Raw genomic sequence first — 20,161 nt, 5'->3', positions numbered from 1 at the left:
GCTCCCGATGGGAGCTATTTTCAGTATTGAAATGCGGCGGGAATGTGACTGCTGGGGGAGCGAGGGAAGCGGTAGCCCAGTGGGCTATTCTGCGAAGCAGAAAGCGACCCGAACGAGTCATCCGAAACAAGCAGTGCGACCGTTCCAAGGGAGCAATGCGCTGATTGAGGATGCGGATCTGTCATAGTTTTCGAAGAAAACGTTGACCGAGTGCCTGTCCCCCTGTCACTGTTCCCGCCGCTGATGTGCTGTAGTGAAGAGTGAAGAGTGTAGAGTTGACCGCGTTTTGCAGCTTTAGATCTCGCTTTTCGCTTTCTCTAAAGCCGCAATCACGCGGTCACACCACGCATCGAATTCGGGGTCTTCGCGCTGGCATTCCGGATGGGAAAGGATATAATCCAGGGCCTTGCGGACGCCGATGTGGAAGGGGACGTCTGTCCGCATTGCAGGGACGGCGCGCTTCAGCTTCCGGTTGTCGAAGACAACGGAGACGGACTTGTCGCCGATGAGGCCGCCGGTGAAATCATAGCCGTAAGGCTTTCCGGCTTCCGCGAGGAAGTCGGTGGAAACGTGATAGGGCACCAGCGTTTTATCCAGCGCGTCGGCGATGGTCTGGTGAATCTGGTCCCAGGTCAGGGTTTCATCCCCGGTGATCTGGAAGGCCTCGCCGATGGCATGCCGGTTGCCCATGAGGCCGATGAAGCCCCGGGCAAAGTCTGTGTTGAAGGTAAGGGTCCACAGGGAGGAACCGTCGCCGGGAATGATGACGGGCTTGCCCTCCATGATCCGCCGGATAACCTGCCAGGAACCGTTTTTGCCGTGAACCGCCACGGGGATGCTCCGCTCGTCGTAGGTGTGGCTGGGACGGACGATGGTCACCGGGAAACCTTCCTCCCGGTGCTTTTTCATGAGGAAGTCCTCGCAGGCAATCTTGTTCCGGGAGTATTCCCAATAGGGATTGGCCAGGGTGGTGCCCTCGGTGATGACGTAGCTGGCAGCCGGCTTCAGGTAGGCGGAGGCGGAGCTGATGTAGATATACTGCCGGGTTTTGCCCCGGAACAGCCGCCAGTCCCGTTCCACCTGGTCCTGGGTGAAACCGATGAACTCGCAGACCGTGTCAAAGGTATGGTCCCGGAGTTTGTCCGCCACGGCTTGCTCATCGTTGATATCCGCAGTGATGGTGTGTACGCCGGCGGGTACGTCCGCGGCGCGGTTGCCCCGGTTGAGGAGCCAGACGTCCCAGCCGGGTGTTTCAGCCAGCTGGCGGACAATGGCCATGCTGATGGTTCCGGTTCCGCCGATAAATAAACCTTTCATTTTCCAACCTCTTTCTGTTTCAGGTTGCTGCCTGTTTGATTGTCACACGCTTTTCCTTATGGTGATTGTATCACCGGACAGGCCGCAGGCGCAAGAAGAAACGGTGGATCCGGATCGGACGCCCGGACGGCGCGAAGAAATCGACACAGCTTATTGTAAACTGATCGGGGATATGCTATTGTAAATTTGCTGATGGATACGAAAAACACCATAAGGATAATCACGATCCAATATCGAAAGGGGTATCGGAAAGATGAAAAAGACCGGCTTGATTCTGCTGTCTGCGCTTATACTGGCATGCGTGGTTTCCGCGGCCTTCGCAGGCACGTCCACTAACGGCAGTAGTGCTGCTGTTGTGAATTCGGGACTGTATGACAGGCTGTTGCAGGTACCGTCCTTCAAATTCAAAAACTATGAATACGGGATCGGCTACGGAAGCTGTCCTGTCTATACAGCACCGTATGCGGACGCTTTCCGCTGCGCCAACGGAAAGGCTTCCGTCTGGACGGACGATTATATGAGCGAAGCGGGCTTCGTATCTGGCTGGCTGCTGGTGCGGTATGAAACCAATAACGGAGGCTTCCGGGTAGGGTATATTCCGCCTAAGTACGTGAAAGGCTTCAAGTCAGGCATGGCCACGCCGAAGTTTGATTATATTCCGGTAACGGCGATGGACACGATCATTGTGACAGACAACCCGTTGCTGACCGGATCCTCTTTCGCGAGACTGGATCCCGGCGAAACATTCTACGTGCTCGGCAAGTACACATACTATGGAGACTGGTGGTATATCGAGTGCACGGTGGACAACCAGGTTGCGCGTGGCTTTATTGACCGGACCGCCTCCAGCTTTACACTGGATGGCGTCAACATAATATCCGGGCAGCAGGGCAGCAGCATGCAGGAACCCTTTGGCGTGCCATCCGTGTCGCCGCTGGGAACAGAGTATATTGCCGACGCATATATCGGATACGGAAGCTCCGGCGACAGGAAGTTCGTCCGCAAAAACGCGGATCCTAAATCCACCCAGGTGACGGTGGTATATCCCGGAGCCAGTTATCCCTGTTATGCAGTGAAAGAAGGAACCACGGGGAAAGACTGGTATTATATCTGGGTTGAGGAAGACAGTGCCTGGGGCTGGGTATCCTCAGGATACGCTGAACTGGACAGGTAATCCAGCTTTCATGAACGGAGGGGACAATTCTGATTGCCCCTTCCGTTTTTTTGTTTGGAAAAGAAAAAGAGGACGGTCAGAACCGTCCCCTTCGTTTACGGATTTGAATTACGCATTCACGATCCGGGAGAGAAATTTGTCAGGAACGAGGGGAATCCGGGTCAGGCTGGACTCCAGATCCGGGTCGGTGGTGGTGCCGTCATCCCGGTAGAGGGAAAGGGTGCCTTCCTGCTCAATCTGTCCCAGAAGGGTGAAGGTGGTGTCATCCAGCAGCTCGGAGGATTCTCCGCCGGGGCAGAGCGGGACGGCACGGTTCTTCTTTACGAAGAGCGGGAACTCACCCAGGGCCAGGTCGATCCAGTGATCGCCCTTCTCCAGGGGCTGGAGGTCATAATCCTGGGCGGAGCGGAAGCGGATGAACAGCATATCCTCCGGCAGGTAGACGTACCGTCCGGCAGCGTTCTGCTCATAGACGGGAGCGATCATGCAGTCCTCGCCGAGCATCAGCTGATCCTGGATATGGATGGCACGCTGGTCGGCGGAATAATCAAAGGCCAGGGGACGGAAGAGCATTTCATCCCGCAGGGCGGCCTTCATGAACTCACTGTAGAGGTAAGGCAGCAGGGCATAGCGCACGGAAACGGTATCCCGCATGGTTTCCCAGATGCTGAAGCGATAGATCTCCTGATCCCGGGTATGGAGGGCGGAGTGGTTCCGCATCAGGGGCGTGAAGACGCCCAGCTGCAGGAAGCGCTCCAGCAGGTCTTCCGTCACGTTGCAGCCGAAGCCGCCCAGGTCGCAGCCGGTGAAGAGGAAGCCGCAGAGATTCAGGCTGGGAAGCATCTGCAGGGCCATCTTCAGGTGGCTCCACCAGGAGAAGTTGTCTCCCTGCCAGATGCCGCCGTTGCGGTGGGCTCCGATGAAGGAGCTGCGGGAGAAGAGAAGCAGGCGCTTGTCCGGGCTGAAGCGGCGGAAGCCTTCCGCCGTGGCCCGGGTCATGCCGGCACCGTAGAGGTTGTGCACCAGGTCGTGACGGACGGGCTTGCCGTCTACCAGGTGATAGAACCGGCGATAGTCGTCCATGCTGTTGGCCATGCCGGAGAAGACGTCCTTGAGCCACCAGGTGGTTTCATAGTCCACGCCGCCGGCACGGATTTTGTCCGCGGCGGCAAAGGCGTCGGCGACGCCCTCGTCGGAATAGAAGAGGGCGGGCTCGTTCATATCATTCCAGAAGCCTTCAATGCCGGCCTCCAGCAGGGGACGGTAAAGATCGCCAAACCAGCGGCGCACATCCTCCCGCAGGAAATCCGGGAAGCAGCAGCGGCCCGGCCAGACGGCGGCCACGAAATCGCTGCCGTCTTCCTTTTTGCAGAAGCAGTCTCCGGCTTTGCCGGTATCATAGGGGGCATAGCCTTCCTCCACTTTGATGCCTGCGTCGATGATGGGCACCAGGCGGAGATGGTCTGCCTTCATTTCGTCCTGGAAACGCTTCAGATCCGGGAAGGCGTCCGGCTTCCAGGTGAAGTTTTTGAAGTCCACCATGTAGTCGATATCCAGGCATACGCCGTCCAGAGGGATATGGCGCTTCCGGTGTTCATTGACCACGGTGCGTACTTCCTCCTCGCTGGCATAGCCCCAGCGGCTCTGGATATAGCCGAAGGCCCAGCGGGGCGGGAGATAGCTGCGTCCGGTGAGCTGACGGAAGGCGCGGGCGATGCCGGTGAGGGACTCCTCCTCGATGAGGTATACGTCCAGGTTGCCGCTGAGGGAGGTGATGACCGCCTCGTCATGCTTTTCCCAGCCCAGGTCCCAGATGATCTTTCCCGGATCGTCCAGGTAGAGGCCGAGGAGCCGGTCCGGGCTGAAGAAGACCAGCAGGTTGTGGCTGCCGTAGAGGCTGGGACGCTCTTCCGTGTGGTTGAAGACGTCACTGTTCCAGCTTTCATAGCGGTGGCCGCGTTTATCAATGCCGCGCACGGCCTGGCCCAGGCCGAAGAGGACTTCCTCCGGGTGGAGGGGCAGGGACAGGATCACGCTGCCGTCCTCGCCGTAGCGCACGGTAAAGTAAGGCAGGGAGTCTTTCTCTGCCAGGAGGTTCTGTATCACTGCGTCCGTGGGAAGGGGCGCGCCAAAGGTGTACTTACGGATCATTACGGATTCCTCACTTATTGCTATTTACGGGATCATTGTAACACGGGGAGGATTGTGAAACAAGAAAGCAAGATAAATCGTTCTATTTTGCGGAAACCACCCTTTTTTTGTATACAGAATTCCGAGTAAAATAATCAAAACAATACTGCCAAAATTTGACAGTTTGGAGGCGTACATTTTTTAATGAATACTGAAAACTTAAAACTTAAAAATGGCAGATGAATGACTACGTCATTCTTTGAATTAATACATACGGTTATGGTCGTATGGAAAGAGGACAGAGTGGAGGTAAGAGATGATACTGTTTAAACGAAAGCTGATAAAGAAACTGCAAAATGCCTACGGGAAGATCCCGGAGACCACATACTTTGACGGGGACATGAACTGGATCCGTTCCGCCAGCGATGACAGGCGGGAAGAGGAGCCGGAACGGTTCTACGTGGATGATACCACGTGGAACGACCTGAACATGGACACGGTGTACAAGCGGATCAATGCCTGCTGTTCCACCGCGGGGGAACAGCACCTGTATCACATGCTCCGGCGCCCCATGAACAGGGAAGAGTTTGAAAAACAGCGCGAGATGATCTCCATGATGGAGGAAGAACCGGAGAAAAGGCTGACGCTGCAGGTGCTCCTGTCCAGGCTGGGGGTGAACCGGGCCATCTACCTGAAGAATATCCTTAAGCCGAAGGAACGGTCCAGTTTCTGGCTGATCATTTACATCCTGCTGTTCCTGTTCCTGCCGGTTTCCATTGTGTGCTTTGTGCTGATCGGAAGACCTGTGGTCTGGATGCCGCTGCTGGCGTTCGTCCTGAACGGAACACTCCACTCGGTTCGCCAGAAGAGCTGTGAGACGGAAATGCGGACAGCGAATTACTGTATTTCCCTGGCGCTGACGCTGGACCGGATCAGGAGGATGAAGGATGAAAAGCTGGACAGGTACCTGGAGAAGGCGTACGGGCACCTGAAACCGCTGAATACCCTGATCAGGGGCGGAGGCATCGCGACAGACCCGGTTCCAGGAAGCATGAAAGAGATGGTCATGACGATCCTGCTCTGGGACCTGATCTACTTTGAGATTGTAAAGGTGAAACTGGCGAAATATCACGACGACTTCCGGGTGATCCATGAAGCGGTCGGTGGACTGGACGCCGCCATCTCCATCGCTTCCTACAGGGCCAGCACGGAAGGATACTGTGTGCCGGAAATCGACTATGACGCGGAGAAGCCTTTTATCCACGCGGAAGAGATTGTGCATCCGCTGCTGAAACAGGCGGTGCCGAATGAGCTGGCGCTGGACAAATCCATGCTGATTACCGGTTCCAATGCCTCCGGCAAATCCACCTACCTGCGGGCGTCCATACTGAACGCGCTCTTTGCGCAGACCATCTGTACCTGTACCTGCAAGAGCTACAAAGGCAGTCCGTTCCGGATCTACACTTCCATGGCGCTGACGGATGACGTGCTGTCGGGAGACAGCTACTATATTGCCGAGATCAAGTCGCTGAAGCGGATCCTGGATGACAGGAGCGAGGGTGAGTTTGTGCTGTGCGCTATTGACGAAGTGCTGCGCGGCACCAATACGATTGAGCGGATCGCCGCCTCGGCGGAGGTCCTGAACGCCCTGGACCAGGAGCGGGTACTGTGCCTGATTGCCACCCACGACCTGGAACTGTGCGACATGGCAAGCGAAGGGTACACCAGGGCGCACTTTGAGGAGAAGATCTCCGATGATGATATCCTGTTTGACTACAAGCTGATGCCGGGCCCGGCAGTGAGCCGGAACGCGATTCACCTGCTGAAGCTGATCGGGTTCGATGAAGGCATCGTGAAAGCGGCACACGCAAGAGCAGACAAATATGTGGAGACGGGCAGATGGGAATAAAGTGGAGTTGAAAATGAAATATTTGCCTATGGCAAATATGAAATATTGAGCCGTGGGCGGCTCAATGTGAAATATCGCTTCGCGATGTGAAATATTCGCCAAAGGCGAATGTGATAGTAACTGAATTCGGATAATGAAAACTTAAAACTTAAAAATGGCGGAGGAAACACTTTCCGGATGGAAAGTGTTTCTTTTGAATGGATTGATTGGATGGTTGAGGCGATGGAGAGCGGGAATATGACAGAGGGGACAGACCAAATGTCACACTTCGCGTTACATTTGGTGCTGTCCCGCAGTCACATTCCCGCATGGTGCGTGATGGATAAAAAGCTTACAGATAGTGGAGGTAAGGGAGAGCAGTTGACAGAGGGACGGCGGAGTAAATCATTATGAATTATGAATTGTGAATTATGAATTGAAAAAGGAGGCAGTTTCCTGTCTCCTTTTTCGTTTATTTCCGTTTAAGTATCTCGCTCATCACGATGCCGTTGACGATGTCGCTGCCGGTCCAGCTCAGCTGGAGGCCGGGACCAGCCACTTCAGTGACGGGTTCCGCCGCCTGGGCGGCGGAGAGGGGAGCAAGCTGCTCATCGTGGCAGGGATCAAATCCTTCGCCGGTATCGGCGCTCATGCTGCCCTGGTAAACCGAATCATCGTGCTCAGTGACGGTGATAGTAGGCTGCATGACTGTCGGACGGAAGAAGGTACCTTCTTCAGACTCCGGGGCAGGAGCGGGCGCTTTGGCTTCTGCTTTTGGAGCCTTTTGCTGCTTCTGCGGGGCAGTCTTTGCCGTTCCGGCAGTCTTTGTGTTCTGATCCTTGACCTGCCTGGCAAGCTTCATGCATCCGGCGACGATGATGTAGATGAATGCAAGTAGAAAAATGGAAGATGGCATCGAAAGGATACTCCTTTCATTTTAATTCAGAATTCAGAATTCAGAATTCAGAATTAATGGCTATATGCTGGACGTTCAGAATAACTCGTTGCGTGCTTAATGTCATTCTGAACGGAGCCGCTTGCGGCGGAGTTGAAGAATCTTCTCCGTCGCAGCGGTTAATTGTTCATTATTTTTTTCCTTTGGGCTGTTCGCCGGCGGTCTGCTGGGGAGTGCTGGCCTTGGCGATGGATTCACGCATTTCGGTATCGGCAATGGTGTTCTTCATCTGGTAGTAATCCAGGACACCCAGTTTGCCGTCACGCAGCGCGGCTGCCATGGCGCGCGGCACTTCGGCCTCGGCTTCGACCACCTTCGCGCGCATCTCCTGCACGGAAGCCTTCATTTCCTGCTCGTGGGCAACAGCCATTGCGCGGCGCTCTTCCGCCTTCGCCTGGGCGATGCGGCGGTCGGCTTCGGCCTGGTCCATCTGCAGCTGGGCACCGACGTTGCGGCCGACGTCCACGTCCGCGATATCGATGGAGAGGATTTCGTAGGCGGTACCGGCATCCAGGCCTTTGTCCAGCACGGTGCGGCTGATCAGGTCAGGATTCTCCAGAACCTGCTTATGGGTTTCGGCGCTGCCGACGGTGGTAACAATACCTTCGCCGACACGGGCGATAACGGTTTCTTCACCGGCACCGCCGACCAGGCGTTCAATGTTGGTGCGCACGGTCACACGAGCCTTGGCCCGCAGTTCAATACCGTCCTTGGCGATAGCGGCAACCACGGGGGTCTCAATGACCTTCGGGGTAACGCTCATCTGCACAGCCTGGAAAACGTCACGGCCGGCCAGGTCGATGGCGCAGGCCTTTTCAAAGGCCATTTCGATGTTGGCGCGCTGGGCGGCGATCAGGGCGTTGATGACGCGGTCTACATTACCGCCGGCCAGGTAGTGGGTTTCCAGCTGGCTGATGGTCAGGTCCAGACCGGCCTTGTTGGCCTTGATCAGGGGGTACACCAGGCGCTGGGGCACGATCCGGCGGATCCGCATACCAACGAGGGCGCTGATCGGGATGTGCACGCCGCTGGCCAGGGCGGAGATCCACAGGCCCATGGGCACGAAGTGAAGGAAGATAGCCAGGGCAATGATTACGATAACAACGATGGCTATAATAAGAGCTGCTGAACCGGGCATAGTGTTATTCCTCCTTAATAATGTTTACATTCAATCCAGTTTCAGTCTTTCACGCGGATGGTATAGTGATCGCCTTCGGCACCGGTGACCAGAACCGGGGTTCCACGCTTGATGAACTCGCCGTCGCTGGCCGCGTTCAGGCGGGTGCCGTCAATCTCAATCTGACCGGCGGGACGCAGTGAAGTGACCGCGACGCCTTCCCTGCCGATCCAGTGATCCGGCTTGGCTTCTCCGGCGGGTGCTTCCGTATCCTTCAGCACCAGGGGACTCTTGCTGAGCCGGCCGTTCATGGCGCTCCGGTAGGAAATGAGGAGGGCCAGGGCGATCAGCACGAGCACGGCTACAAAGGCAAGCAATGCTGTGCCGACACCGAACAGCTGCCAGCAGCAGTAAAGCGCGGCAACTTCCAGGACAACACCGCAGATGCCCGCCACTCCGAAGCCGGGAATGAACGCTTCCAGCACGATGAGGCCGGAGCCCAGCACGAAGCCGATGATCATGATGAGATTCAGCGAGAATTGATCCATACGGAATCCTCCTTTCCGTTTATTTCTTTGATCCTATTGTATACGGTAAGGAAACGGGATTATAGCGCAAAAAGAGAAAAATAGACGTGCTTATTTTTCATTCCTTACACAATCTTAACACGCTGCGCCGCGCAGGAGCGGGCAGGCGGAAGAACGGCCTGTTCGACGCGTGATTCAGAGGGGATGAGAGGCGCTTCCTCTCCCGGTTATTGATCGATGTCCAATACAAACCCAATGATATCATATACGCGGAGATTGCACAACCGCCGCTCTTGTTGCAAATAAAGGGTTTCCATGGTATAATTCCTTTGTTTCGCATGAGCGGAACGGCCATTTTTGACAAGTGTGAGTTTCTGAAAGGATTGAATCATTATCATGGGTCTATGGCTTGCCCTGATCCTGTGTATCGCGCTTTCAGCGTTCTTTTCCGCCACGGAAACGGCTTATTCTGCCTGTAACCGTGTTAAACTGAAGACCGTAGACGGCCCCCGGAAAGAAAAAGCACAGACAGCGCTCAGTCTGCTTGAAAAATATGACTCTCTGATTACAACAGTTCTCATAGGCAATAACCTGGTGAACATCGTGGGTACGGCAATCGCCACCCTGCTGTTCACCACGCGCATTCTTCCGGGTCAGGAAGACCTGGCCACCACCATCGCCTCCATTATGATGACGGTGCTGGTGCTGTTCCTGGGCGAGGTCGGCCCCAAGACGCTGGCCAAGCAGCAACCGGAGAAATACGCCATGTCCGTCAGCCATGTGATCCGCTTCCTGGTGACGGTACTGAAGCCCCTGGACTGGCTGTTTGCCCTGTGGCGGAAGCTGCTGGCAAAGCTGGTGAAGCCGGAACAGGAAGAAAGCCAGATCGAAGATGAACTGATGACCATGATCGACGAGGCGCAGACTGAGGGAGACATTGAGGAAGAAGAAGGCGAACTGATCCGTTCCGCCATCGAGTTCAACGACCAGAACGCCGCGGATATCATGACGCCCCGGGTGGACGTGACCGCCCTGGAGGACAACGCGACGATTGAGGAAGCCGCGGACGCGTTCCGTGACACCTGGTTCTCCCGGATTCCGGTTTATCATGAGGACCTGGACCATATCATCGGTATCCTGCATGAGAAGGACTTCTACAAGATGACCCATGAGGGCATCACGGATATTACCAAGATCATGAAAGAGCCGGTGTTCGCCCCGGCCAGCCTGTCGATCAGCAATCTGCTGAAGCTGTTCCGGACGAGCCAGACGCACCTGATTGTGCTGCTGGATGAGTTCGGCGGCACCGACGGTATCGTGACCATGGAAGACGTGCTGGAAGAGCTGGTCGGCGAGATCTACGACGAGCACGACGAGGTCAGCGAGGAAGTCGTGGAGCAGGAAGACGGCACCCTGATCGTGGACGGCAATATGCAGCTGGAAGAACTGCTGGCGAAGTTCGGCGTGGAAGACGACGAGTACGACGCGGATACCGTGGGCGGCTGGGCCAGCGAAATGCTGGAGAAGGTGCCTGAGGTGGGCGACAGCTTCACCCTGGATCATCACCAGTTCACCGTGACCGAGATGGACGGATTCCGGGTGACCAGGATGCAGGTGACAGAGGTGCCGGAGGAGACGGAGGCAGCGGAGGAAGAACAGGAAGCGGAAGTTCCGGAAGAGGAAGAAAGCAATTAAGAATTAAGAATTCAGAATTCAGAATTAATACTAAAAAGCGCCTTGGATGATTCCAAGGCGCTTTACCATGTGTTGCAGGAATAGGTTTAAAGTATCTAAAACATTCGCAGAAGGCGAATATATCATATTTCCTGAAAGGAAATATATCATTCAGGATCAAAGCGTCAGCATTTGATCCTGACTCCCGGAGGGAAGGGCGGACGGGGTCCATCCCGGTCCGGCCTGAAGTCCGGGTGCCCTGGCGGGGGTGGCGGAGGCATGCGCCGGTCTTCCGGCAGATCCAGGGCCAGGCGCTCCATATGGGCGCTCAGCTTGTCGCACAGGGCGCAGAACTGCTCCTTTTCCTCTTCCGTCAGGGAGGAGGTCATCTTCTGGGCTTCCTTGTTCCGGGCGGCTTCCATATCGTTTACCGCCTTCTGTCCTTTATCGGACAGGGCGATCCGCTGGATGCGGCGGTCCGCCTCATCCACGGTGCGGGTGATGAACCCTTCCGCTTCCGCACGGGACAGCATCTCGCTGAGGGAGGAAGGACGCACGTCCAGGCATTCACACAGCTCCCGGGAAGAAACTCCGGGGTTTTTCGCGGCACAGTCCAGCAGGCGGCCGACAGCGGGCGGGAAGGGATATTCCCTGCGCTCCGGCGGGATGCGGCGCATGGCGCGGGCCAGCTTCAGGCAGGCCAGGATAACATCGCCGTCACGATTACTCATATCACATCGCTCCTTTCATGGCGAATTAAGTTCGGTACCGAATCAATTGTATTATAATTCGGTACCGAAATGTTGTCAAGATAAATCTTCGCCGGAGGCGAAGTCTTTTGCGAAGACCGTATTCTTCGCAAAAGAATGATATGTTGCTTCGCAACATGATATTTCGACTTAATGTCGAAATGATAGATTCGCCTAAAGGCGAATATGATATGTTCGTCTGCGACGAACGTTGTAGTTAGTGTCTGCCTATATTGGAATGATAAGGTGTTCCGGTTGCGTTCCCGAACGACGACGGGAGGGGAGACAGTGGGCGAAGCCCAAATGCAGAATTCAGAATGCAGAATGCAGAATGATTTCGTCCTTCGGACGTAGTAAGGGATTCCTCGACTTCGCTCGGAATGACATGCTGTATTTAAAGCTGCGGTGTTCCGGATGGGTTGAAGGTTTCGACAATGAATTAACAAGTGTGCTTGGCATAAGAAAAACCGGAATCTGACGATTCCGGATTACTTTTTGCGGCTGTATTTTTCTTTCATGGCCGTCTGGCGACGCTTACGGCAGTTGGGACAATAGGTTGGATAATGGAGGACGTCGCTGGGGAAGGTGAAGAACTTTCCGCAGGCTTTGCATTTGCGCTTGATGTCGTGGCGGGGACCCTCCCGCTGGGCAAGCTCCTTATCCTTCGCCATCTGCTGCTTGCAGTCTTTGCAGAAGGTGGGCACGAAGCCCCAGGCGGGATCGACGGTGAAGGTCTTCCCGCATTGCTTGCAGGTCTTCTTCAGCGGAACCGGGGCCTCCGGTACAGGCGGAGCTTCAGGCTCGTTATCCCGGAGAAAGCCGCGGATCTTTTCCAGCAGTTTCATAATGGACTCCTGTGAAATCAGGCTTTCTGCAGGCTGTCACGGATAGCGGCGAAGGATTCCTCGGAAATGTCGTGCTCGATCTTGCAGGCGTCCTTCCGGGCGATGACTTCATCCACACCCAGGGAGACAAAGAACTTTGTCAGGGTGAGGTGGCGGTCATAGGTGCGGCGGGCGATGGGATAGCCCTTATCGGTCAGGGAAATCAGACCGCCCTTCTCCATGGAGATGTAGCCGTTCTCCCGCAGCTTTTTCATGGCGACGCTGACGGAAGGCTTGGTCACGCCGAGGGACTCGGCAATATCAGTGGAACGGGCATAGCCCTTTTCTTCCAGCAGAACCAGAATTTGCTCCAGATAATCCTCAGCAGATTCGTAAATATTCACTGCAATCCCTCTTTCCGGTGGATAATTTTAGACAAATCTATCTTCCCAAACTTTATCACATCAGCCCCGTAAAATCAATCGGGTCTTTGATTGAGAACAAATCCGGTGCACGCCAGTCGCTGGGGGCAATGCCGGTCATTTTCTTGAACAGATGCGAGAAATGGGCGGAGGAGACGTAGCCGACGGCCGCGCCCACCTCGGACACGGAAAGGTTTGTTTCATATAAAAGCTGCTTTGCTTTTTCACAGCGGATCGCGTTGTGATACCAAAGCAGGGTATGTCCGGTTTCGCGCTTGAAGACCCGGGCCAGATAGTTTCCGTTTACAAAGAGCGCCGAAGCAATCCCGGAGAGGGAGAACTTCTGCTCACTGTGCTCCCGGATAAAGTATCCCGCCTGCTGCGCCAGGCGCTTTCCGGCGGTTGTTCTGGATGTTTCGGCCATTGTTGATGCCTCCCCTGGAAATTAATGCTTTCATATATTAGCATAGACTAACAAACAAATCAATGACTTTTTGGCAGAAGTCATTATCGAATAATTTATCTATAAAAGGTCAATATCAGGCAAGCAAAGATTATTAGATTATGCTAATATACTGTCGCTGATTAGGAGAAACTAACAGCAATATTGAAAAAGAAAGAGGACGGCAGCATGAAGAGGGTTCTTCGGCCGGTGCTATGGCTGGTGCTGATGCTGTTCCTGGCGGCGCAGGTGATTCCCGCCGTGGGCGAGGGAACCAGCACGCGCTGGGCTGACGCATCGGATGAAATCGATAAATACCTGGATACGGCTTTTGAGGATTACCTGGCCGGGGATACGGGAACGGCGTACAACAACGTGAACGACGCCTACTTCCGCGTTTATGAAACCACCGGCTTTGAACGCCAGACCATGAGCTACATTTCCGGTGTGCGTAAAAACGCCGTGGAGATGCAGTTCTCCGCCTGCAAGGCGGCAGTCAAGAAGGAAAACACGGACCAGGAAACCATCGTTTCCGTCCGCAGTGCCCTGTTTAAGCTGAAGGCCATGATCCGGGAGGACGGCAACAAGCTGGCCGCGCAGCAGGGCGGCGTCCAGAGCGAAAACAAGTTCTACAAGAACGGAGAGCTGGTTTCCGCAGATCCCTATCCGGAGTATTCCCCCGACCCGAACGCTGCCGCGAAATACGCCAGCTGGTATGAAGCCGCAAGCCTGACAAAGGAACTGCTTGATACGGCCTACCTGGCCTACCTGGACAAGGATTTTGAAGCGGCGGATGACAACCTGAACACCGCCTACTACAGCGTATATGAAGAATCCGGCCTGTCCCATAAGATCTATACGGAGCTGGGTGTGAAAGACCGCCGGGAGACGGAAAAGCAGTTCACAGAACTGCGGAACCTGGTGAGCTCCGGAGAAGAAAAATACCAGAAGAACAAATACCGCACGACCAGCGACAAAACCAAGCAGGTGCTGCTGAAGAAGGCAAAGACGCTGGACGAACTGGCAGCCGCCGAAAAAGGCCCCGCGGAACCTGCGGCTGAGGAAATCGCCGCGGAGACGGCTGAAGCGGATCAGAACAGTCCGCAGTGGCTGACCTTCCTGGGCGCCTTCGGCATCATCGTGCGGGAAGGCCTGGAAGCGATCCTGGTTATTGCCGCGATCATCGCCTACCTGGTGAAGAGCGGTAACGGCAGGAGCCTGAAGAACGTCTACATCGGCGCACTGGCCGGTATCCTGGCAAGCTTTGCCGCGGCGGCGGTGCTCTACTTTGTGAAACAGGCGGTGGCCGGCGCCGGTATGGCGCAGGAACTGATCGAGGGTATCACAGCCCTGATTGCGGTATGCGTCCTGTTCTACGTTTCCAACTGGATGATCTCCAAGGCGGAAGCGGCAGCATGGACAGGCTATATCGACAGCAAGGTGCGCTCGGGTGTGGAAAAGCGCTCCGCCTTTACCCTGGCGTTTACTGCGTTCCTGTCCGTGTTCCGTGAAGGCGCCGAGGTGGTGCTGTTCTACCAGCCGATGCTGCAGGAAGGAAACGCAGGCATGGTCTGGGCCGGTTTCGGTGCGGGCGTGGTAATCCTGGTGTTTGTCTACCTGGCCATTACAAAGCTTTCCATTAAACTGCCGATCAAGGTGTTCTTCACCGCCACCAGCATCCTCATGGCTGTGATGTGCGTCAGCTTCCTGGGAAGCGGCATCAAGGAACTGGCGGAAGGCAACCTGTTTGACCTGACGCTCCGCGTGCCCGGCATTCCGGAAAACGACGTGATCCAGATCTTCGGCATCTATCCGTACCTGGAGACCCTGGTGCCGCAGCTGATCCTGGCGGTGATCCTGCTGATCACCTTCATGGTCGCCCATTACCGCGGCCGGCTGGAAGCCCAGCGCAAGGAACTGACGGCCGCCCATTAATCAGATTTTTCGCGCGGTGCCCCGCGCACCGCGATGAAGAATACCAAATCCCCTATAAAGGACTGTTATTAAAGGAGGATCCCCCAAAATGAAAAAACTGCTTTCTCTGGTTCTGGCTGCTATGATGCTGTTCTCCCTGTCTGCTGTCGCGATGGCAGAAGACGAAGAAGCTGGTTTCGATGAATTCGAACTGGGCGTTGAAGGCGAACAGGAAGTTGGCTTCATGACCATGGCTATGGTTTACTTCCAGCCCGTGGATATGGCTCCCGTTGACCAGGCTACCGCCAAGGAAAATACGGACCTGCATATCGAAGTGGACCTGACCGCCAACGAGAACGGTTATGCTTTCCCGGTGGACCAGTGGGTTCCCTACCTGACCATTGATTTCGTGATCCGTGACACCGAAGGCAAAGAAGTGACCTCCGGTTCCATGATGCCCATGGCGGCTTCTGACGGCCCCCACTACGGCAACAACATCAAGCTGGCTGACGGCGAGTACAGCATCACCCTGTACATCAAGAGCCCGGCTGAGAACGGCTACCTGCTGCATGTTGACTCCGAGACCGGCGTCGACGCCAAGGACGGTTTCTGGACCGAGCCCCTGGAAGCGACCTGGACCGGCTGGAAGTTTGTCAAGCAGTGGTAATTAACCCCTGAACTGAAGACTTTGCGACGACCGGCGCGGGATCCGCGGGGGATCCTGCGCCGGTATATTCAGCTGTCTGGAGGGCATAAACTTGCTGTATTATCTCTGGAGTGTTATACAGGACCTGTTTTACACAGTGACAATTACAACGCTGATGCACGCGTTCCTGGGAAGGCTGTACGGCCGGACAGGACGCCGGGGGCACGTGATCGGCCTGATCGCCGGAGTTGCTGCTGGCACGGCGCTGGCCGTTGTGAAACAGACCACCAATAAAATCATATCCAGTCACTGGAACCATTGGACCTACGCTTATCTGATGGCTTTCATAGTGGCATTTTTCATGTTGTCCCTGTTCCTGGGCCGGAAGGAAGGAAAGAAGCCGGCTGCGGGCGGGATCTGCCTGATCCTTTGCGGAGCCGCGGTCTCCGCGGGAATGATCTTCTTCCGGCTGCCGACGGTGCTGCTGTATCCCTTCAGTTTCAACACCATGGGCAACGGCTTCTTCTCAGCTTACTACATGGAGCGGCTGGGCGGCTGGGCGCTGGCGCTTCTTCTGCTGTTCGTCTATTCGCGCCTCCTGTACGGATGCGCTGTACATATCCGGAAGGGCGCTGTGCCGCGGCGGGTGCTCCGCGCAGGCGTCCTGATTTACGCGGTCTACTGCCTGGGACGGTTCTTTGTTCCGTGGATCAGCCGGGCCAAATGGCTGGGCTGGTCTGTGAAATATACCGAAGCCCAGTACGGCTGGATCGGCTCCTTTGCCATGTGGACGGCGACCAATGCCATGATCTTTATCTGGATCATCGCGGCGCTGGCAGCCCTTCTGGCTCTGCTGTTCCTGCTGGAGAACACCAGGGTGACGGAACCCTATGAGCACGCGGCACAGCTGCGCAAGCTCCGTGCCGGAAACCGGAAACGCCGGCGGCTGGCGATTGCCACGCTGGTGATGATCCTGCTGTTCGTGCTGACGCTGACCGTGGTGAAGGCTTATGACACCCGGGAAGTGGTGCTTTCCGCCCCGGAAACCTATACCGTGGACGGGGACAGGATCCTGGTTTCCGCAGAAAGTGTCAACGACGGCCACCTGCACCGGTTTGAATACACAACGGAGCGGAACGTAACCATCCGCTGGATCGTGGTGAAGAAACCCAACTCCGCCACCTACGGCGTCGGCTTTGACGCCTGTGAGGTCTGCGGCAGCGCGGGCTATTACGAGCGGGGCAGCCAGGTGGTTTGCAAACGCTGCGACGTTGTTATGAACATCAATACCATCGGCTTCAAAGGCGGCTGCAACCCGATTCCGCTGGCGTATGAGGTGGGAGACGGGAACCTGGTCTTCCGACTTGAAGATTTATTATCCGGCGAAAAGGAGTTTCGGTAATTAAGAATTCATAATTCATAATTCATAATTAAAACTTCATTCCCCTGAGGGAATGATGGCCTGATAATACAGGAGGAAAAGAAATGCTGTTGCGGATGATTCGCGGCGTATTGTTCCATCAGAAAGGGAAAATGCTGCTGATCGCGTTTACGATTGCGCTGGGCGCCAGCCTGGCTACGGGCATGCTGAACGTTATGATGGACGTGGGAGACAAGGTCAACCAGGAACTGAAGAATTACGGCGCCAACATTGTGGTGAAGCCGAAGGATTCCTCCCTTCTGTCCGATATTTATGACGTGGGCGAAGGCGGGGAAGAACTGAACACCGCCTGGCTGAAGGAGGATGACCTGGGCAAGATCAAGACGATCTTCTGGGCGTTCAATATCGTGGACTTCGCGCCGTTCCTGGATACCCAGGCCGTACTGCCGGACGGCAGCGCGGTCAAACTGAACGGAAGCTGGTTCAACCATCACCTGTCCCTGCCCACGGGCGAGGAGCTGGACGCCGGCGTGGTCGGCATGCGCTCCTGGTGGGACGTGACGGACGGACGCTGGCTGGATGAAAAGGACGAGAACGCGAACACGGAAATCATGGCCGGTATGACGGTGGCCCAGGCCCAGGGCTGGAAAGCCGGCGACACGGTGACGCTGCAGGGCAGCAAGGGTGAAAAGACCGTGACGGTGGCCGGTATCTATGACGCGGGCGGAGACGAGGATGAACAGATCTTCGGCACGCTGGCCCTGGTGCAGGAGCTGACCGGACGGGAAGGCAAGGTGGCCTCGGTAGAGGTTTCCGCCATCACCACCCCGGACAACGAGCTGGCCCGCCGGGCGGCCAGGAATCCGGCGGCATTGTCCGGCCGGGACTATGAAACCTGGTACTGCACGGCTTATGTGAGCGCGATCTGCTACCAGATCCAGGAAGCGATTCCCGGATCCGTGGCCGCCGCGGTCCGCAAGGTGGCGGAGGGCGAAGGCGCCGTGCTGGAAAAGACACAGCTGCTGATGATCTTGATTACGGCGCTGAGCCTGATCGGTTCCGCCCTGGGCATCAGCAACCTGGTGACAGCCAGCGTGATGGAACGGGCAAAGGAGATCGGCCTGCTGAAGGCTATCGGCGCGCGGGATCATTCCATCACGGGCGTTATCATGACGGAAATCCTGGTCACGGCGCTGATCGGCGGCGCGGCAGGATACTTTATGGGCTTCGGATTTGCCCAGCTGATCGGCCGGAGCGTATTCGGCGCGGCGGTGGAAATGAAACCGGCGGTGGTGCCGATCGTGGCGGGCCTGGTGGCTCTGGTGACGCTGGCGGGCAGCCTGCCGGCGATCCGGACGGTGCTCAGGCTGAAGCCGGCCGAAGTGCTGCATGGAGGTCACTGAACGATGACAAGACGCAGAATGTTCCTGAGAATGATCACCGCCTCGCTGCTCCGGCGGCGGAGCCGGATGCTGATCGCGCTGCTGTCCATCGGCATCGGCGCGACAATCCTGGCTGGCCTGGTGACGATATATGTGGACGTACCCCGGCAGATGGGCGCCCAGTTCCGCTCCTTCGGCGCGAATATGCTGCTGCTTGCGGATGAGGGAAAGAGCATGACAGCCGGGGAACTGGATGAGGCACTGAAAACCATTGACGCGGACCAGCTGGTGGGCGCGGCGCCCTACCGCTACGTGCGGGTGGACATGACCACGCGCCAGCAGTCTTTTACGGCGGCGGGCACGGACTTCAGCCAGATTACAAAAACAAGCCCCTACTTCAGCGTGGACGGCCGGTATCCGGAGAATCCCCGGGAAGTGCTGGTGGGCAAGGAAATCGCAGAGACGATCGGCGTAAGGATCGGGTCGGGCATGGAACTGACCTGGCAGCCTTTGGCGAGTGAAACGGAAAGCGATCCGGAAGAGGACCGGAAGCCCGGCACGGTGCTGACCGGCAGCGCGGAAGGCTGGAGCGGCGGAAAGGTCTATGTGACGGTGAAGCTGGACGATGAATCCAGGATTGCCTCCATGACCGTTGACGCGGGAACCCAGACGCCGGAAATCGGCGGCCTGGCCCAGACGGACGAAGCCTTCAATGCCCAGTTTATCGGCAAGACGCTGCCGCTGACCCTGGGGCAGGACGTGGACGCGCTCAGCGGCGCCACGGTGACCTCCACGGCGGTGGTGGACGCCCTGAACACCGCCCGGAACGCGGAAAACAGGGCCACAGCCCGGACGGTGAAATGCACTGTCTCCGGCATCCTGACCACGGGCGGCGAAGAAGAAGCCTATGTGTTCATGAGCCTGGAGGATATGGCGAACCTGACAGGCGAGGATAAGGTGGACGTGGCGGAGCTGAGCGTAAGCGCCTCGGCGGAGGAACTGGAAGCCTACGTGAACCGGATTACGGAGGAGCAGGACGGTATCAAGGCCCGGCTGGTGAAGCGGGTAACGCGTTCGGAAACCGCCGTGCTGGGAAAACTGCAGAGCCTGGTATTCCTGGTAACCGCGGTGGTGCTGGTGCTGACCATGATCTGCGTATCCACCACCATGATGGCGGTTGTTTCAGAACGGCGCCGGGAGATCGGCCTGCGGAAGGCGCTGGGCGCATCCGACAGCAGCATCCGGGCAGAGTTCCTGGGTGAAGGCGTGTTCCTGGGCCTGCTGGGCGGCTTGCTGGGCGGCCTGCTGGGCTTTGTGTTTGCCCAGGTGGTGAGCGTGAACGTGTTTGGTTCCTCCATCACCTTCCAGCCGCTGCTGCTGCCCGCGGCAATTATCGTATCCATCGCGGTGGCGGCCCTGAGCTGCCTGCAGCCGATTAAGCGCGCGGTTGCCATTGACCCGGCGATTGTGTTAAAAGACGAGTAAACTCGTTTTTTACCAAATTCATAATTCATAATTCACAATTCATAATTATGAATGGTTAAACCTGAATTGAGACAGCAACCGTGCGAGTAATAATTCTGAATTCTGATTTCTTAATTCTGAATTGATTAAAGGGG

Annotated in this window: 17 protein-coding genes; 8 read left to right on the top strand and 9 right to left on the bottom strand. The window is 56.3% G+C overall.

Annotated features, from left to right (window positions below; genetic code table 11):
• Positions 1–294: 294 nt before the first annotated feature.
• On the bottom strand, positions 295–1,317 hold the full coding sequence (locus JYE49_RS09425; RefSeq protein ID WP_093956943.1) for an SDR family oxidoreductase: 1,023 nt from the start codon (positions 1,315–1,317) through the stop codon (positions 295–297).
• Between the two features lie 253 nt (positions 1,318–1,570).
• Here JYE49_RS09425 and JYE49_RS09420 point away from each other — a divergent pair, with 253 nt between their 5' ends.
• Positions 1,571–2,491 carry an SH3 domain-containing protein gene (locus JYE49_RS09420; protein WP_093956944.1) on the top strand — a complete coding sequence of 307 codons (921 nt, stop codon included), beginning with the start codon at positions 1,571–1,573 and terminating at the stop codon, positions 2,489–2,491.
• A gap of 108 nt (positions 2,492–2,599) precedes the next feature.
• Here JYE49_RS09420 and JYE49_RS09415 read toward each other — a convergent pair whose 3' ends face one another.
• Complete coding sequence (locus JYE49_RS09415) at positions 2,600–4,642, bottom strand: glycoside hydrolase family 31 protein (RefSeq protein WP_093956945.1); 2,043 nt, start codon at positions 4,640–4,642, stop codon at positions 2,600–2,602.
• Between the two features lie 295 nt (positions 4,643–4,937).
• On the opposite strand from JYE49_RS09415, the gene JYE49_RS09410 reads away from it, so the two are divergent.
• The gene (locus JYE49_RS09410) at positions 4,938–6,530 is read left to right on the top strand and encodes a MutS-related protein (RefSeq protein WP_093956946.1); all 1,593 of its coding nucleotides are present in this window, start codon (positions 4,938–4,940) and stop codon (positions 6,528–6,530) included.
• 451 nt (positions 6,531–6,981) lie between these two features.
• Here JYE49_RS09410 and JYE49_RS09405 read toward each other — a convergent pair whose 3' ends face one another.
• From JYE49_RS09405 to JYE49_RS09395, 3 genes are all read right to left on the bottom strand, one after another.
• On the bottom strand, positions 6,982–7,425 hold the full coding sequence (locus JYE49_RS09405) for a hypothetical protein (protein ID WP_093956948.1): 444 nt from the start codon (positions 7,423–7,425) through the stop codon (positions 6,982–6,984).
• A 169-nt stretch (positions 7,426–7,594) separates the two neighbouring features.
• The gene (gene floA, locus JYE49_RS09400) at positions 7,595–8,602 is read right to left on the bottom strand and encodes a flotillin-like protein FloA (protein WP_093956949.1); all 1,008 of its coding nucleotides are present in this window, start codon (positions 8,600–8,602) and stop codon (positions 7,595–7,597) included.
• 41 nt (positions 8,603–8,643) lie between these two features.
• Positions 8,644–9,129: an NfeD family protein gene (locus JYE49_RS09395; protein ID WP_093956950.1), complete on the bottom strand. Its 486-nt coding sequence runs from the start codon at positions 9,127–9,129 to the stop codon at positions 8,644–8,646.
• A gap of 375 nt (positions 9,130–9,504) precedes the next feature.
• Between JYE49_RS09395 and JYE49_RS09390 the strand changes: the two genes are divergently transcribed.
• Positions 9,505–10,803: a hemolysin family protein gene (locus JYE49_RS09390; RefSeq protein WP_093956951.1), complete on the top strand. Its 1,299-nt coding sequence runs from the start codon at positions 9,505–9,507 to the stop codon at positions 10,801–10,803.
• A 164-nt stretch (positions 10,804–10,967) separates the two neighbouring features.
• Here the strand turns inward: JYE49_RS09390 and JYE49_RS09385 are convergent, their stop codons facing one another.
• The 4 genes from JYE49_RS09385 to JYE49_RS09370 all read right to left on the bottom strand — a co-directional run bounded on the left by JYE49_RS09385 (position 10,968) and on the right by JYE49_RS09370 (position 13,201).
• Positions 10,968–11,513, bottom strand: a complete 546-nt coding sequence (locus tag JYE49_RS09385; RefSeq protein WP_093956952.1) for a MarR family winged helix-turn-helix transcriptional regulator — start codon at positions 11,511–11,513, stop codon at positions 10,968–10,970.
• Positions 11,514–12,019: 506 nt separating this feature from the next.
• Positions 12,020–12,376, bottom strand: a complete 357-nt coding sequence (locus JYE49_RS09380; protein ID WP_093956953.1) for a hypothetical protein — start codon at positions 12,374–12,376, stop codon at positions 12,020–12,022.
• A gap of 17 nt (positions 12,377–12,393) precedes the next feature.
• On the bottom strand, positions 12,394–12,759 hold the full coding sequence (locus JYE49_RS09375) for a metal-dependent transcriptional regulator (protein ID WP_093956954.1): 366 nt from the start codon (positions 12,757–12,759) through the stop codon (positions 12,394–12,396).
• A 55-nt stretch (positions 12,760–12,814) separates the two neighbouring features.
• Positions 12,815–13,201: a helix-turn-helix domain-containing protein gene (locus JYE49_RS09370; protein WP_093956955.1), complete on the bottom strand. Its 387-nt coding sequence runs from the start codon at positions 13,199–13,201 to the stop codon at positions 12,815–12,817.
• A 207-nt stretch (positions 13,202–13,408) separates the two neighbouring features.
• Here JYE49_RS09370 and JYE49_RS09365 point away from each other — a divergent pair, with 207 nt between their 5' ends.
• The 5 genes from JYE49_RS09365 (at position 13,409) to JYE49_RS09345 (ending at position 20,027) form a co-directional block, all read left to right on the top strand.
• Positions 13,409–15,154 carry an FTR1 family iron permease gene (locus tag JYE49_RS09365; protein ID WP_143754481.1) on the top strand — a complete coding sequence of 582 codons (1,746 nt, stop codon included), beginning with the start codon at positions 13,409–13,411 and terminating at the stop codon, positions 15,152–15,154.
• An 88-nt stretch (positions 15,155–15,242) separates the two neighbouring features.
• Positions 15,243–15,800, top strand: coding sequence for an iron transporter (locus JYE49_RS09360; RefSeq protein WP_093956957.1), 558 nt, complete (start codon positions 15,243–15,245; stop codon positions 15,798–15,800).
• Between the two features lie 91 nt (positions 15,801–15,891).
• Positions 15,892–17,181, top strand: a complete 1,290-nt coding sequence (locus tag JYE49_RS09355) for a DUF2318 domain-containing protein (RefSeq protein WP_093956958.1) — start codon at positions 15,892–15,894, stop codon at positions 17,179–17,181.
• A gap of 83 nt (positions 17,182–17,264) precedes the next feature.
• Positions 17,265–18,563, top strand: a complete 1,299-nt coding sequence (locus tag JYE49_RS09350) for an ABC transporter permease (RefSeq protein WP_093956959.1) — start codon at positions 17,265–17,267, stop codon at positions 18,561–18,563.
• 3 nt (positions 18,564–18,566) lie between these two features.
• Complete coding sequence (locus tag JYE49_RS09345) at positions 18,567–20,027, top strand: FtsX-like permease family protein (protein ID WP_093956960.1); 1,461 nt, start codon at positions 18,567–18,569, stop codon at positions 20,025–20,027.
• The last annotated feature ends 134 nt before the right edge of the window (positions 20,028–20,161 follow it).

Source organism: Aristaeella hokkaidonensis (assembly GCF_018128945.1).
Lineage (GTDB): Bacteria > Bacillota > Clostridia > Christensenellales > Aristaeellaceae > Aristaeella > Aristaeella hokkaidonensis.
Note: the sequence above shows the minus strand (reverse complement) of the source record. Positions and strands in the feature narration are given on the sequence as shown.

Excerpts from the sequence above, each read along its gene's own strand:
- JYE49_RS09425 (WP_093956943.1), bottom strand. The coding sequence starts at position 1,317 with ATGAAAGGTTTATTTATCGGCGGAACCGGAACCATCAGCATGGCCATT.
- JYE49_RS09420 (WP_093956944.1), top strand. The coding sequence starts at position 1,571 with ATGAAAAAGACCGGCTTGATTCTGCTGTCTGCGCTTATACTGGCATGC.
- JYE49_RS09415 (WP_093956945.1), bottom strand. The coding sequence starts at position 4,642 with ATGATCCGTAAGTACACCTTTGGCGCGCCCCTTCCCACGGACGCAGTG.
- JYE49_RS09410 (WP_093956946.1), top strand. The coding sequence starts at position 4,938 with ATGATACTGTTTAAACGAAAGCTGATAAAGAAACTGCAAAATGCCTAC.
- JYE49_RS09405 (WP_093956948.1), bottom strand. The coding sequence starts at position 7,425 with ATGCCATCTTCCATTTTTCTACTTGCATTCATCTACATCATCGTCGCC.
- floA (WP_093956949.1), bottom strand. The coding sequence starts at position 8,602 with ATGCCCGGTTCAGCAGCTCTTATTATAGCCATCGTTGTTATCGTAATC.
- JYE49_RS09395 (WP_093956950.1), bottom strand. The coding sequence starts at position 9,129 with ATGGATCAATTCTCGCTGAATCTCATCATGATCATCGGCTTCGTGCTG.
- JYE49_RS09390 (WP_093956951.1), top strand. The coding sequence starts at position 9,505 with ATGGGTCTATGGCTTGCCCTGATCCTGTGTATCGCGCTTTCAGCGTTC.
- JYE49_RS09385 (WP_093956952.1), bottom strand. The coding sequence starts at position 11,513 with ATGAGTAATCGTGACGGCGATGTTATCCTGGCCTGCCTGAAGCTGGCC.
- JYE49_RS09380 (WP_093956953.1), bottom strand. The coding sequence starts at position 12,376 with ATGAAACTGCTGGAAAAGATCCGCGGCTTTCTCCGGGATAACGAGCCT.
- JYE49_RS09370 (WP_093956955.1), bottom strand. The coding sequence starts at position 13,201 with ATGGCCGAAACATCCAGAACAACCGCCGGAAAGCGCCTGGCGCAGCAG.
- JYE49_RS09365 (WP_143754481.1), top strand. The coding sequence starts at position 13,409 with ATGAAGAGGGTTCTTCGGCCGGTGCTATGGCTGGTGCTGATGCTGTTC.
- JYE49_RS09360 (WP_093956957.1), top strand. The coding sequence starts at position 15,243 with ATGAAAAAACTGCTTTCTCTGGTTCTGGCTGCTATGATGCTGTTCTCC.
- JYE49_RS09350 (WP_093956959.1), top strand. The coding sequence starts at position 17,265 with ATGCTGTTGCGGATGATTCGCGGCGTATTGTTCCATCAGAAAGGGAAA.
- JYE49_RS09345 (WP_093956960.1), top strand. The coding sequence starts at position 18,567 with ATGACAAGACGCAGAATGTTCCTGAGAATGATCACCGCCTCGCTGCTC.